Origin of the sequence: Pseudomonas sp. CHM02 (assembly GCF_000612585.1) — a bacterium.
Classification (GTDB): Bacteria; Pseudomonadota; Gammaproteobacteria; order Pseudomonadales; family Pseudomonadaceae; genus Aquipseudomonas.
Genome location: NZ_JFCA01000052.1, coordinates 1 through 14,459, shown reverse-complemented (window position 1 = coordinate 14,459; position 14,459 = coordinate 1). Strand labels below are relative to the sequence as shown.

General features: G+C 62.1%; 12 protein-coding genes. 4 read left to right on the top strand and 8 right to left on the bottom strand.

What is annotated here, in order from left to right:
- Window positions 1-76 precede the first annotated feature (76 nt).
- Window positions 77-568: a CS1 type fimbrial major subunit gene (locus BM70_RS0125440; RefSeq protein WP_025858645.1), complete on the bottom strand. Its 492-nt coding sequence runs from the start codon at window positions 566-568 to the stop codon at window positions 77-79.
- A gap of 476 nt (window positions 569-1,044) precedes the next feature.
- On the opposite strand from BM70_RS0125440, the gene BM70_RS0125435 reads away from it, so the two are divergent.
- Together BM70_RS0125435 and BM70_RS0125430 are read left to right on the top strand one after the other, a co-directional pair.
- Window positions 1,045-1,620 (top strand): PadR family transcriptional regulator, encoded by a 576-nt coding sequence (locus BM70_RS0125435; RefSeq protein ID WP_025858644.1) that lies wholly within the window; start codon window positions 1,045-1,047, stop codon window positions 1,618-1,620.
- On the top strand, window positions 1,617-2,366 hold the full coding sequence (locus tag BM70_RS0125430; RefSeq protein WP_025858643.1) for a siderophore-interacting protein: 750 nt from the start codon (window positions 1,617-1,619) through the stop codon (window positions 2,364-2,366). Before BM70_RS0125435 ends, BM70_RS0125430 begins: the two co-directional genes overlap by 4 nt.
- 72 nt (window positions 2,367-2,438) lie before the next feature.
- Here BM70_RS0125430 and BM70_RS0125425 read toward each other — a convergent pair whose 3' ends face one another.
- The gene (locus BM70_RS0125425) at window positions 2,439-3,062 is read right to left on the bottom strand and encodes a Pr6Pr family membrane protein (protein WP_025858642.1); all 624 of its coding nucleotides are present in this window, start codon (window positions 3,060-3,062) and stop codon (window positions 2,439-2,441) included.
- Window positions 3,063-3,066: 4 nt separating this feature from the next.
- A complete protein-coding gene (locus tag BM70_RS0125420) occupies window positions 3,067-3,300 on the bottom strand; it encodes a VF530 family DNA-binding protein (protein ID WP_024073644.1) in 234 nt (77 codons plus the stop codon).
- A gap of 143 nt (window positions 3,301-3,443) precedes the next feature.
- Here BM70_RS0125420 and BM70_RS0125415 point away from each other — a divergent pair, with 143 nt between their 5' ends.
- Both BM70_RS0125415 and BM70_RS0125410 read left to right on the top strand, forming a co-directional pair.
- Window positions 3,444-5,462: a TonB-dependent receptor gene (locus tag BM70_RS0125415; protein WP_025858641.1), complete on the top strand. Its 2,019-nt coding sequence runs from the start codon at window positions 3,444-3,446 to the stop codon at window positions 5,460-5,462.
- A gap of 424 nt (window positions 5,463-5,886) precedes the next feature.
- Window positions 5,887-8,304 carry a glucose/quinate/shikimate family membrane-bound PQQ-dependent dehydrogenase gene (locus tag BM70_RS0125410; protein WP_025858640.1) on the top strand — a complete coding sequence of 806 codons (2,418 nt, stop codon included), beginning with the start codon at window positions 5,887-5,889 and terminating at the stop codon, window positions 8,302-8,304.
- A 152-nt stretch (window positions 8,305-8,456) separates the two neighbouring features.
- On the opposite strand, the gene BM70_RS0125405 is transcribed toward BM70_RS0125410, so the two are convergent.
- The 5 genes from BM70_RS0125405 to BM70_RS0125385 form a co-directional block, all read right to left on the bottom strand.
- Entirely contained in the window at window positions 8,457-10,793 is a 2,337-nt protein-coding gene (locus BM70_RS0125405) for a bifunctional diguanylate cyclase/phosphodiesterase (RefSeq protein WP_025858639.1), read from the bottom strand.
- A 337-nt stretch (window positions 10,794-11,130) separates the two neighbouring features.
- Window positions 11,131-12,306 (bottom strand): PotD/PotF family extracellular solute-binding protein, encoded by a 1,176-nt coding sequence (locus BM70_RS0125400; RefSeq protein WP_025858638.1) that lies wholly within the window; start codon window positions 12,304-12,306, stop codon window positions 11,131-11,133.
- Window positions 12,303-13,277: a GTP-binding protein gene (locus BM70_RS0125395; RefSeq protein ID WP_025858637.1), complete on the bottom strand. Its 975-nt coding sequence runs from the start codon at window positions 13,275-13,277 to the stop codon at window positions 12,303-12,305. Before BM70_RS0125395 ends, BM70_RS0125400 begins: the two co-directional genes overlap by 4 nt.
- 87 nt (window positions 13,278-13,364) lie before the next feature.
- On the bottom strand, window positions 13,365-13,658 hold the full coding sequence (locus BM70_RS0125390) for a hypothetical protein (protein WP_025858636.1): 294 nt from the start codon (window positions 13,656-13,658) through the stop codon (window positions 13,365-13,367).
- 13 nt (window positions 13,659-13,671) lie between these two features.
- Window positions 13,672-14,421, bottom strand: a complete 750-nt coding sequence (locus BM70_RS0125385; RefSeq protein WP_025858635.1) for an SDR family NAD(P)-dependent oxidoreductase — start codon at window positions 14,419-14,421, stop codon at window positions 13,672-13,674.
- Window positions 14,422-14,459 lie beyond the last annotated feature (38 nt).

Here is a 14,459-nt window from a genome sequence, read left to right as displayed (position 1 = left end):
CGGCGACGCCTGGAAAAGCAGGCCGGCCTGCTGATGCGACGCCCTTGAGCGCTGGACTAAAAGGCGCGGGCTAGCATCAAAGGGCTGGCAGTACCGCGTCGAATACCAGCGGCATGACGCTGGTGTAGCTACCGCGTTGCGTTACCAACGGCTTGGCAGCGGCGATACGCAGTTCTGCTCCCAGGCCCGGGGTGGAATCAGCTTCGTTGACAACTTCCTGAGGCGTCCCCGTCAGCACTACACCGTTCAGGGTGGCGGTCAGCGGAATGTTTTGAGTGGCGTCACCGTTGAACAGCACGGCCGGGCCACCGTCGATGTAGGCATGGATCGAACCGTTGGTATTGCGCATGTCATAGATCGCGCTCAACGGTGCCAACTCACCATTGGCCAAGTTGTAAGCCATGGTCTCATCCCGGCCCCAGTTCGGATCGCGCGGTTGTACGTGGAACACGGTGGTAGGGATGCTCGCCTTGATATTGACAGTGTGGTTGGCTTCACCGGCTGCAAACGCCGTGGAACACAGCGCCAGGGCAGCCAGGGGGGCGGCAATTGCAAATTTCTTGAACATAGTCGACACCTGTTTTTGCATTGATATGAATTGCTTGATAGTTGTGACAGGGGGCAACCCGCTGCACAACTAACGGTGGGTACTACGCGCTGATCAATGAATGAAAAGCGGAGTAATGATGAAGCAATTCAACCCACAGGTATGTCCACTATTTCCCACAATAGCGTGGCTTAAATGTGCAACACCCGACCGAAAAATATGGCACTTCGCCAAAACTTTAAATTCAGCTGTAAGAACCAACCTACAACAATTAAATGTTTTTTAGTTTTTTACGAAAAGATATGCCAACAAGACAAAACAATAACTAATAGAATTAAAAACACAATTAAAAGTTTTAGTATTGACTGTCAAGACACGGCAGTGCCGCGTACGGCATGGGTGCCACGAACGTAGGGAGCTACCGTTGGTCGCCTCAGCCTTTTATCGATACAAGATATATCTTAAGTTCTATCTTAAGCAAGACGGAGAGAAGAACGATGAGAGAGCACCACCCCCACCACCGCGAGCATGGCGATGGCCGTGACGGTTTCGAAAAACGCCCAGGCCGGGAACGCGGTGGCCGCGGCCCACGCGTGTTTGCCCCCGGCGACCTCAAGCTGTTGTTGCTGGCGTTGATCGCAGAACAGCCGTGCCACGGCTACGACCTGATCCGCCAGATCGAAGGCATGTTCGACGGCGCCTACAGCCCCAGCCCCGGTGTGATTTACCCGACCCTGACCTTCCTGGAAGAAAGCGAACTGGTCACGGGCGACGCCGAAGGCGGAAAAAAACGCTACACAATCACCGACGCCGGTCGTCTTTCTTTAGGTGAGCAAGCGATTGCACTGGAAGGCGTGCGCATGCGCATCGATGTGAGCAAACGCTCGTTGCGCGGCCATGATCGCCCGCCTGAAATCCATGAGGCGGTGCATAACCTGCGCCATGCCTTGCAGTTGCACCACGGGCGCTGGAGCCCGGAAGAAATCATTCGTGTCGCGGCGCTGCTCAACAGCACTGCCCAAGCCATTGTCGACGGCCCGGCCGTCCCACCCGTCCAGGGGAAAGCTCAATGAATACGCAAGTCATCCATCGCGTCACCCACGAGATCAAACGCCGTCGCCTCGAGGTACTGCGGGTCGTCGACATCACCCCGCGCATGCGCCGCATCACCTTGGGCGGGCCGGAACTGGCGGGCTTCATCAGCCTGGGCAGCGATGACCATATCAAGCTGCTGTTCCCGCAGAACGCCGAGGAACAGGCCGCGCTGGAAAGCCCTACCTTCAACATCAAGGGCGAAGGGCCGCAGCCGGCCATGCGCGACTACACGCCACGGCGTTTCGACCCAAGCATCGGTGAACTGGATATCGACTTCGTGCTGCATGGCGACGGCCCTGCATCCACCTGGGCGGAACAGGCCAGCGTCGGCCAGCACCTGTACATCGGCGGGCCACGCGGCTCGATGATCGTGCCGGATATTTTCGACAGCTACCTGTTGATCGGCGATGAAACGGCGATCCCGGCCATCGCACGTCGTCTGGAAGAACTGCCGGCCGGGCGCACGGTGCTGGCGGTGATTGAAATCGCCGACGAAGCCGAGCAGCAGACGCTGGAAAGTGCCGCCGATGTGCAGGTCAAATGGGTGGTGCGCGGCCAGGATGACCTGCTCGAAACAGTGCACAACCTGACCCTGCCGAGCGGTTCGCTGTACAGCTTCGTCGCGACGGAAAGCAAGCTGTCGCGCCAGGTGCGGCGTGTGTTGCTGGACACGCACAAGGTCAACGAGGAATTCCTCAAGGCCGTCGGTTATTGGCAAGCCTGACTCCGACCAGTAGGGGCCGGCTTGCCGCGTCATCGTTGACGACCATCGCCGGCAAGCCAGCTCCTACAGTTTTTACCGTGCCCGACTCAGGGATCGGTCCAGCCCCACCACCGCCAGCGCGACCACTACAAACCCCACCAGAATCCCCCCGGCATTCACAAACACGTGTGGATAACCCAGGGTGCTCACATCAATGAACGGGTACTGATACTGCCCGAGCAGATCCCCGCGCAGCAGTGCATAGGCGAAGTACGCCACTGGGTAGATCACCCACGCGCCAACGTGCTTGAGCCGCAAACTGCCTTTGGGCACATACCGCCACCAGTAGATCAAAAACAGCACCGGCATCACGTCGTGCAGCAACTCATCAGCAATGAACTGAAAGCCTGCGGGGCTCCACAGATGCCGTAGCAGCAGGTTGTAAGCCAGGCTCACCACGACAATGCTCGCGGCAATCCCACTGCTGATCGTGGGCGCCAGGAAAAACCGCTTCGCTGCTGATTCCCGCTGGACCAGCGCATAACTCAGCACCACCACGGCCAGGGTGTTGGTCAGCACCGTGAAAAAACTGAAAAAGTTGATCAGCCCACCCAGCAGGCTGGCGCCGGTGGACCAGCGCGAATAGAAAATCAGGTATTGCTGGATCGCCAGGCCCACCCAGCCGGCCAGCGCCGCCGCTGCGACAAACCGCTTCATGGGATCAATCCAGCGGGCGTTTGGTGCGCATCAGCTTCACGTACAACCCTTCGACTTTCTCCCGTGCCCACGGGGTTTTGCGCAAGAAGGTCAGGCTCGACTTGATGCTCGGGTCGCTCTTGAAACAGCGGATGTCGATACGCTCCGCCAGGCCTGCCCATTCGTAATGCTCCACCAGGGTGGTGAGGACGTGTTGCAGGGTTACACCGTGGAGCGGGTCGTTGCTTGTCGCGGTCATGCCGGGCCTATGAAAAAAGTGTTCACGAAGGTGCACACCTTATCACCCTGCCCCGCCAGGTAAAAAAGTTCCCGCTCGCAGACAAAAAGAGATGTTATATTGTAACGACAAACTTCTAGACCCGTTCTGCCAAGGAATGTCCGATGTCCCTCTCTTCTCTGTGGCGCTTGTCCCCGCTCGCTGCCGCCCTGCTGATCTGCTCCGAAGCCTACGCCCTTGAACTGCAACCCCAAGTCATCACCGGCAACCCGCTGGGCAGCGAACAACTCGCCTCGCCGACCACCGTGCTGGAAGGCGACGAGTTGACCCTGCAACAAAAAGGCAGCCTCGGCGAAACCCTGAACAAGCAGCCGGGTGTGTCGTCGTCGTACTTTGGCCCAGGCGCCAGCCGGCCGATCATCCGTGGCCAGGATGGCGACCGCATTCGCATCCTGCGCAATGGCGTGGGTGCATTGGATGCATCGTCGCTGTCCTATGACCATGCGGTGCCGCTGGACCCGGTCAACGTCGACCGCATCGAAATCGTGCGCGGCCCTGCCGCCCTGCTGTACGGCGGCAGCGCCATCGGCGGCGTGGTCAACACCTTCGACAATCGCATTCCCACCGAAGCCATCGAGGGCATCCACGGTGCCGGTGAATTGCGCTATGGCGGCGCCGACACCACGCGCAGCAGCGCCGGCAAACTGGAAGCCGGTAACGGCACCTTCGCCTTGCACCTGGACGCCAACGCCCGGGAATTCAACGACCTGAAAATCCCAGGCTTCGCCCGCAGCCGCCACGCCCCGGAAACCGAAGACGGCCCCGGCAAAAACGGTCGCCTGGGCAACAGCGACGGGCGCCAGGACGGCGGTGCCGTGGGCGGTTCCTACACCTGGGACGACGGTTACGCCGGGCTGTCCTACAGCAACTACGACGCCAATTACGGGTCGCCCGCCGAACAGGACGTGCGCATCCGCATGAAACAGGATCACTACGCGTTCGCGTCCGAGATCCGCAACCTGCAAGGCCCGTTCACCTCGGTGAAACTCGATGCCGGCTACACCGACTACGAGCACCGCGAGATCGAAGGCGGCGAAACCGGCACGATCTTCAAGAACAAAGGCTACGAAGCCCGCGTTGAAGCCCGTCACCAGCCAATCGGCCCATTCGATGGCGTGGTCGGTGCCCAAGTGACCCGCAACGAGTTCTCGGCCCTGGGCGAAGAAGCCTTCGTACCGCAGACCGACACCAACGCCGGCGCGCTGTTTATCCTCGAAGAGATGCAGGCCACCGAGCGCCTGAAACTCAGCCTCGGCGGGCGGGTGGAGCACACCAGCGTCGACCCGGACGCCAAGGGCAACGAGCGTTTTGCCGGTGCGGACAAATCCAACGATTTCACCGCCGGCAGCCTGTCCTCGGGGGCGGTCTACACCCTCACGCCGATCTGGTCCCTGGCCGCGACCCTGGGCTACACCGAGCGCGCGCCGACCTTCTATGAGCTGTATGCCAACGGTGCCCACGTCGCCACCGGCACCTATGAACTGGGCAACGCCAACCTGAAGAAAGAAAAAGCCGTGTCCAGCGACCTGGCCCTGCGCTTTGACAATGGCACCCACAAGGGCAGCTTCGGTGTGTTCTACAGCCGCTTCTCCAATTACATCGGCTTGCTGGGCACCGGTCGTACCTTGAACGACGAAGGTGAAGAGGACGCGGCCGGCATCCCTGAGTACGAATACTCCGGCGTGCGTGCCCGTTTCGCCGGCTTCGAAGCCCAGGATCACTGGAAGCTGGGTGAAGGTGCCTACGGCAAGTTCGCCCTGGAGCTGTCGGGCGACTACACCCGCGCCACCAACCTCGACACCGGCGAAGCCTTGCCGCGCATTGCACCGCTGCGCTTGAACAGCGGCCTGCTGTGGGAACTCGACCGCTGGCAGGCGCGCATCGATGTGGAACATGCCGCCGGGCAAGGACGTGTGCCGGATAACGAAAGCGGCACTGATGGCTACACCACCTTGGGTGCGAGCGCGGGGTATCGCTTCAATGTCGGTGGCAGCCAGTGGCTGGCGTTTGTGAACGGCGAAAACCTGACCAACCAGACCGTGCGTTATGCCAGCTCGATCCTGCGCGATATCGCCCCAGCACCTGGGCGTAGCGTGCAGTTCGGCGTGCGTACCACCTTCTGACCCCCGCCACCCGGCGAAAAATGGAACCCATGTGGTGAGCGAGCTTGCCTCGCGCGGGTGCAAGCCCGCTCACCACAAAACCAGATCACAAGGCTATTTTTGCAGCGACACTTCGTCACTGTTACCAAATCTGAAATGATGCATCTTGCGATTTGCGCTTTCTCTTGGCGCGTCAGCCCTTTATCCTTGCCGCAACAAACTGAAACGTTTCACTTCCGCGGTCGCCCCCATCTTGCCGAATTCTCCACGCCTCAAAGACAGCGCTGTCTTACATCGACCTGCGCCTGGGGATAAATCGCCCGCCTGTGGATAACCCTGCTATCCCCAGAAAAACCGAATTAACGCTGAACCAAGCCCGCGCTGAATCGTCATCTACAGTGAAGCACGGGGTTACATAATTCCAACGTAACGGAGAAACACAACTATGAGCACTGACGGTGCCTCAACACCCAGCCGCCTGCTGCCCAGGCTGCTTGGCGTCTTGCTGCTGATCATGGGCCTGGCCTTGCTGGCCGGGGGTATCAAGCTGAGCATGCTCGGCGGGTCGCTGTACTACCTGCTGGCCGGTATCGGCATCACCTTGACCGGCATCTTGCTGCTGGCCACCCGCCGCGCCGCGCTGGGCCTGTACGCACTGGTGCTGTTCGCCAGTACCGTGTGGGCCTTGTGGGAAGTCGGCCTGGACTGGTGGCAGTTGGTGCCACGCCTGGCGCTGTTGTTCGCCCTGGGCATCGTCATGTTGCTCCCGTGGTTTCGCCGTCCGTTGCTGCGCGGCCAGCCTGCTCCACTGGGCACTGGCGCGCTGAGCGTGGCCGTGGTGCTGGCGGGTGCTACCGCCCTGGCCAGCCAATTCACCACCCCAGGTGAAATGGTCAAGACCGGCCAACTGGACCGCGATGCAGTCCCAGGCATGGCCAGCGCTGCACCGGCCCAGGCCGATGGCGACTGGAATTCCTACGGCCGTTCGGCCCATGGCGATCGCTACTCGCCACTGGCACAGATCACCCCGGAAAATGCCCACAAGCTGGTACCCGCGTGGACCTTCCGCACCGGTGACATCCCTGGCCCGAACGATCCAGGCGAAACCACCGCAGAAAATACCCCGCTGAAAGTCAATGGCATGCTCTACGTGTGCACGCCGCACAGCCAGGTGATTGCACTGGACCCGGACACCGGCAAGGAAATCTGGCGCTTCGATCCGAAGATCAGCAGCCAGGGTGCCGAGAACTTCAAGGGTTGGGCACACATGACCTGCCGTGGCGTGTCGTATCACGATGACGCTGCCTACGCTTCCGAGCAGAGCCCGACCGGCAGCGCCAGCCCCGCCGCTGCACCGAATGCCTGCCCGAAACGCATCTTCGTACCGACTGCCGACACCCGTCTGATCGCCCTCAACGCCGACACCGGCAAGATGTGCGAAGACTTCGGCGACAAAGGCCAGGTCGACCTGCGTGCCAATATCGGCAGCTTCGCCCCAGGCGGTTACTACTCCACTTCGCCACCGGCCGTGACCAAGAACCTGGTGGTGATCGGCGGCCACGTCACCGACAACGTGTCCACCGACGAGCCAAGCGGCGTGATCCGCGCGTTCGACGTGCACACCGGCAAGCTGGTGTGGAACTGGGACAGCGGCAACCCGGACGACACCACCCCGTTGGCCGAGGGCAAGACCTACACCCGCAACTCGCCGAACATGTGGTCCATGTTCGCCGTGGATGAAAAACTCGGCATGCTGTACCTGCCGATGGGCAACCAGATGCCCGACCAATACGGCGGCGACCGTACCGAAGACTCGGAAAAATACAGCGCCGGCCTGACCGCCCTGGACATCGACAGCGGCCACGTGAAGTGGACCTTCCAGTTCACCCACCATGACCTGTGGGACATGGACGTGGGCGGCCAACCGTCGCTGATCGACATCAAGACCGACGCAGGCGTGAAGCAGGCAGTGATGGCGTCGACCAAGCAAGGCAGCATCTACGTGCTGGACCGCGCAACCGGCCAGCCGGTGGTGCCGATCCACGAAGTGGCGGTACCGCAAGGTGCAGTCGCTGGCGACCACACGTCGCCGACCCAACCCAAGTCCGACCTGAACTTCATGCCGCCGCCGCTGCAAGAGCGCGACATGTGGGGCGTGACGCCGTTCGACCAGATGCTGTGCCGGATTGATTTCAAATCCCTGCGCTACGACGGCGCTTTCACGCCACCTTCGCTGCAAGGCTCGATCGTTTACCCAGGCAACTTCGGCGTGTTCGACTGGGGTGGCATTTCCGTCGACCCGGTTCGCCAGATTGCCTTCGTGAACCCAAGCTATATGGCGTTCAAGTCGAAACTGATCCCGGCCGCCGACATCGCCAAGCAAGGTCCACGCGTCAGCGAAACCGAAGGCGTGCAGCCGAACAAAGGCGCGCCGTACGGTGTGATCCTCGAAGCCATGCTGTCGCCAATGGGCCTGCCGTGCCAGGCACCGGCATGGGGTTATGTGGCAGCGGTCGACCTGACCACCCACAAAACCATCTGGATGCACAAGAACGGCACCGTGCGTGACAGCTCGCCTGTTCCGATCCCGCTGACCATGGGCGTGCCTAGCCTGGGCGGCACCTTCACCACCGCCGGTGGCGTGTCGTTCCTTAGCGGTACCCTCGACCAGTACCTGCGTGCCTACGACGTGAAAAACGGCAAGCAACTGTGGGAAGGCCGCCTGCCTGCAGGCGCGCAAACCACCCCGATGACCTACACCGGCAAGGACGGCAAGCAGTACGTGCTGGTCATGGCCGGCGGTCACGGTTCCCTGGGTACCAAACAGGGTGACTACGTGATGGCGTTCAAACTGCCGGATTAAGATTGGCCGGCAGCCAGACAAAGGCGGCTACCCTCACAGGTAGCCGCCTTTTTCATACCCGTAGGAGCCGGCTTGCCGGCGATGGCGTCCAAACAATCACCACAACATTCAACGCCGCTATCGCCGGCAAGCCGGCTCCTACAAGGGAGGGGTCAGACTGGGGAGCGCTCGCGGCGCATCCACATCTCGAACGCCATCGCGTTCAACGGCCGGCTGATCAGGTAGCCTTGGGCGGTGTCGCAATTCCACTGCTTGAGCAGCTTCAGGCTGGGGGCGAATTCCACGCCTTCGGCCACCACCTTGAGCCCCAGGTTGTGGCTCATCTCAATGGTGGAGCGCACGATCACCCCGTCGCCGCTCGTGCTGTCGAGGTTGCGCACGAAGGACTGGTCGATCTTCAACTCCTGCACCGGCAGCCGCTGCAATTGCGCCAGGGACGAATAGCCCGTGCCGAAATCATCCACCGACAGGCTGATGCCACAGCCGCGCAATTGCTCCAGCACGCTGAGCGCCTGTTGCGGGTTGTGCATGATCGCGCTCTCGGTGATCTCGAAGATCAGTTGCTCGGCCTCCACCTGGTACTGCATCAACAGCGCAGTGACGCGGATCGCCAGGTCATCATCGGCCAGGTCGTCCACCGAGATATTCACCGACAGCTGGATCAGCATGCCGCGCTGCGCCCACTCGGCAATCTGGCGGATGGCTTCCTCGATCACCCACAGGGTCAGGCTGCTCATGCTACCCGTGCGTTCGGCCAGCGGGATGAATTCGGCGGGCGACACCTGCCCCAGGGTCGGGTGCTGCCAGCGCAACAAGGCTTCGGCCTGGCGGACATGGCCGTGCTTGAGGTCGAGCTTGGGCTGGTAGCACAGAAACAACTCACCCTCGATGGCCGCACGGCGCAGGTCTCGGATAAGGGTGATCTGGCGTTGATGGGCGAGGTCGCGATCTTGCTGGTAGATCTGCAAATGCCCCGGCAGGCTTGCGGCGTCATGCCGGGCGATGGCGGCGCGGCTGATCAACTCTTCCACCTGCTGACCGTCGGCGGGGTAAGCGGCGATGCCGATGCTCACTTCGTGGCGCAGTTCGTCATTGCCGATGCGCTGGGGCTCGGTGAGCAGCGCGTAGAGACGGTCGGCGCGGGCCACGGCGCGGTCGATCTCGGTGTTCTCCAGCAACAGCAGGAACTCGCTGCCGGTGATGCGCGCCGCCGTGTCGCTGGCCAACAGGCTCATGGACAGGCAGCGGCTGGCTTCGCGCAGCATTTCTTCCACGCCCTGGGGGCCGAAACCTTCGTTGATCACCCGGTAGTTCTCGATTCCCAGGTACAGCAACACCACCGGCCGCTGCGCACTGATCGCACTGCCCAGGCGTTCCATGGCCAGGGCTCGATTGGGCAGACCGGTGAGCGGGTCGTGCAGCGCGTTGTGCGCCAATTGCCGCTCGCGCACGGCGATGCCGCTTTGCATGGCGTTGAAGGCACGGGCCAGCAGCCCGAACTCATCGTGGCTGCGCACCCGCACCGGCGTGCGGTAATCACCGGCACCGATGCGCTCGGCCGCCTGCACCAGCGCATTGAGCGGGCGCGACACCCGCCGCGCCAGGAACAACGCACCGGCCAACGACACCAGCAGCACCGCCAGGGCGATCCCGAGGAACTGCCGGTCCAGCGGCGCAAAGGATTCCAGGGCGTGGTCGAGCGGGCTTTGCAGCAACACCCGCACTTCGTCGCCATCGCCGGTATTGGCCAGCGGCAGCACCTGGCTGAGCACGCGCTGGCCGTAGAACAGGTGGAATTGCGGTTCGGGATCAACGTGCCCCTCGCGCAACAGGCTCAGGGTGGCGGCCTGGTAGGCGTCCGGCTGCGTGCTGAACAACGGCCCGGGCTTGCCGTTTTGCACACTGAGAAACGACACCTCCAGGTTGCTCATGGAGCGCAGCTCATTGGCGAACAGTTTGTCCATGGGAAAGCCCATGACAACCCGGGCGATGGGCAGCGGGTCGAGCACTTCCTCCTGCACCAGCAAATAGGGGCGCCCATCCATGGCCACGATCAGCATCTGCAGCCTCGTGCGCCGCGCGTGGCGCAACGCATTGTCATAGGGGAAGACCTGGCCACGCGTCAGGTTCGGCAAGGTGCTGACCATGACCTTGCCATCCAGGCCCAGCACAACCACTTCACTGGAGCGAATGCCGGTGCCGTGGCGACGCAGGGCGGCGAGAATCGCTGCGGTCTTGCCTTCGGCCACCGCCTGTTTGAACGGCAGATCGACGGTCAGCCAGTCCAGGCCGTATTGCAGGCGACGCCCACGCAGGTCGAGCAGGCGCTCGAACACCTGGCTACCGGTTTGCAGTTGGACTTGTGCCTGGTTTTCCACCGCACGGGAGGTAGCGGTCTTGACGGCGAAGTAAGTGGCGGCGACCACCACCAGCAGCAACAGCGCCAGCACCCCGGCAATGCGGGTCTGAAACGTATGGCGCCACCTCATTGCAGTGCCCTCTGGCAGCGTTCGCCTCTCTCTGCCACTACGTCCCTTTGTCATGTGCATTCCCTGCGACTGCTGACCTGGCGTCAAAAAAATATCTATTTTGATTGAATATTGGGTGTTAGGAGATTAGCTGGGACTTTGGGTAAGTGCACCCAATAAAACCTGGGAATTTCGTGGCGGTTTTTTGGCGACAATGGGTTGGCTAGGGGGGCATATCCGTTATTTAGGCAACGGCTGCTTATGGTTCAGCCAAAATTGAGCCGACGTAAGGGCGGAACCCTAAGTGGCCGTTACCGCAGCAACGGATATGTACTCAATCAATCAATCAAGAAATCAATCAAAAACACCGAGCCCGCATAAAATCCCCCCACCGCCGCACCAGATAATTATGCTCATCCATCACCGAATTCCACACCGCAATATGCCCCATGCGCTGTTCATACGACCCGCCATCCCGCACTTCCCCCACCTCAATCAACGGCAAGCCATCACTGCCCAGCAACTCCTCCCGTGCCGGCTTGCCCGCATACCAGTAATCCCACTCCGCGCTGCTCAGGTGATCACGACTGCGCGCCGGGTTGCCGATGTAATACCCCTGCCGCGCCATCACCGCACCAGGCCAGCCCGACAACCACCAATTCAAATACGCATAAGCCGCATCCAGCACCGGCCCCTTGGCATGCCGCGACAACGACAACCCACCAAACCACGCCCGATAACCTTCGCGCGGCACCGCCAGGCGGTATTTCACCCCGGCGCGATGCAGGCGCATCAAGGTCGGTGACCACAGGCTCTGGATATCGATACTCGGGCTGAGCATCAACTGCGCCGCCTCTTCATCATCGGACCAGAACGCCGCGAAGTGCCCCTCCTTCTGCTTGCGCACGAGAATGTCAGCCAGCACGTCGATCTCTTCGATGCTCATATTGCCGATGTCCTTGAACGTCGCCAGCCCCGCGCCCTGCACCGCCAGCGCGGCATCCAGGGCGCCGATGGCCGCGTCGCTCTGCAAGGCGGTACGCGCACGCCACGCGGGGTCGAGCAGCCAGCCCCAGCTTTCGTTGCCGTGGCAAAAACCTTCGGGCAACCGTTCGGGGCGGTAGGCGAAGCTGTCGGCGTTATGGGTCAGGGGCAGCATGCTGATACGCTCGGTGACCGTGCTGCCGAGGCTGCCATCGTGCTGCACGAACAGTCGCTCGCTGGGCACGCTGCCACTGCCCAAACGGTCGTCGGCCGACAGGCGCCCGCGCTTGGGCAGGTCATTGATTTCGTGCCACAGCGCAATGCGCCGGGTGTCGATGGGCTGGATCGCCCGAGCCGGCCACACGAAGTCGACGTTGTGAAACCACTGGTCGTACAGGTCATAGCTCTCGGGCTGCATCACCGCGATTCGCTGGGCCTGTTCGACGTCATGCACCTGGTATACCAGGCGAATGCCCAGTTCCTGCTCAGCCCGCACGCGCAGGCACTCCAGCAGGGTAACGGAGGTGCCGAGGACGCGAAGCGTGATCATGCCGCGAACCGCCGTGAGAACACATCGAAGGAACGCCGCAACAGCATGGGGTCCAGGCCACGCAGGATAAACACCAGGCGCGATTGACGGTCACTGCCCGGCCACGCCGGCAAATGGACCGGCGCATGCAGGCAATGCTGCACACCATGGATGACGATGGGGGCGTTACTGGCGTTCACGTTAAGCAGCCCTTTGACTCGGAGGATTCGTTCACCATGGCATCTTAACAGCATCGACAACCACACCCCGAACCCCACCCAGTCCAGCGGCTGGTCGAAGGTCAGGCTGCACACTTGTGCGGCGCCGTGGGTGGCGGTGGTGGTGCGATGCAACTGCCAGCGACTGACCTCCACGGCGGGCTCGGCGCTGCGCAGGCCTTCGCCGAGCAACAGTTGATCACCGCTGTGGATATCGTGGGTATCGAGGATCGGCGTACCGGCATTCAGGGCCTGCAAGTGCGTGCGCAGTGCCGCGCAGTCGCCGGCGAGATCGGTCTTGCTCAGCAGCAAGCGGTCCGCCGCTGCCACCTGGGCCAACCACTCCGGATGCAGGCGTTCTTGCAGGGTGGCGTGGCTGGCGTCGACCAGGGTGATCACCAGGCCGATATGGAAACGCCCGCGCAGCTGCACATCATTGTTCAATGTCGCGAGGATCGGCGCCGGGTCGGCCAGGCCGGTGGTTTCCAGGATCACCCGCTTGAAGGCCGGAATTTCACCGCGCTCGCGGCGTTGCAACAGGCCGAGCAGCGCGTCTTTCAACTCGCCACGGATCGAGCAGCACACGCAACCGCTGGGCAGCAGCACGGTGTCCGGCGCCACCTCTTCCACCAGCAGGTGGTCAATGCCGACATCGCCGAACTCGTTGATCAGCAAAGCCGTGTCGCACAGGCTTTCGCCTTGCAGCAGGCGCTTGAGCAAGGTGGTCTTGCCGCTGCCGAGGAAGCCGGTGATCACATTCAGAGCCATGCTCATTATTTACTACCTCAATGATGCCCCGGTAGGAGCCCGGCTTGCCGGCGATGGCGTCCTTCAGAATGCCATCGCCGGCAAGCCGGGCTCCTACAAGTCCAGGTGATCCAGCAAGTGCGGGTCGAGGGGGTCCAACGGGCGACCGAGCATGGTCTCGGCGGCCTGCCAGAGTTGATCCAAGCCGTTGGCCAATGCCTGTTTACCGGTGGCGCCCAACAGCAGATACGACGCGCCCTGGAAGTCTTCGACCTTGAGCCGGAACACCGCCAGCACCTGGTTGATGGCGGCGATGCGGCGCAGACGTTCGCGGCGCCGGGGCAGTTCCTCGCCCAGGGGGTCGCTCCAGTGCAGGTCTTCGCCGAGCAATCCGCAGAGTCCGCACATGGCTACACCTCACTCATGGCATGACGTCGCCGGAGTTCGGGCCCAGGGTCTGGCCGACGAACAGGTTGCCACCCGGCTCGCTGGCCAGCAGCACGGCGGTAGGCGCCACTTCGTCCGCCAGGCCGAAACGGCCCAGAGGCAGCTCCTTGGCCTTGGCGCGCTTCCATTCCTCGCTGATACCGCCGACCAATGGTGTCTCGATCGGGCCGGGGGCGATGGCGTTGACCAACACATTGTCCTTGGCCACTTCCAGCGCCAGGGACTTGGTAAAGCCGATCACCCCGGCCTTGGCCGCCGCGTAGTGCGTCAACTCGGCACCGCCCTTGATGCCCAGTTGCGAAGCGACGTTGATGATCCGCCCCCAGCGCTGCGCAAGCATGTGCGGCAAGGCGCGCTGGCTGGCGACGAAAACGCTGGTGAGGTCGACTCGCAGCATGTCGTTCCACAGCTCGATGGACAGGTCGACGCAGCGTGCCTGGGTGAGCATGCCGGCATTGTTGACGAGGATATCGATACCGCCGAACTGCTCGACGCAACGGTCGACGCTGGCCTGGGCGCCCTCGACGGTGCCCACGTCGGCCAGGCATTCGAACACCTCGGCGCCGAGGTTGCGGCAAGTGATCGCGGTTTCGGCGAGGCTCGCGGCATTGCGGTCGGCCAGCACCAGGCGCGCGCCTTCGGCGGCGTAGGCGCGGGCGATGGCGGCACCGATGCCGCTGCCGGCGCCGGTGATCACGGCGCGGCGATTAACGAGTTGAGACATACAAAAACTCCTGTGAACACATAACCCCTGTAGGAGCC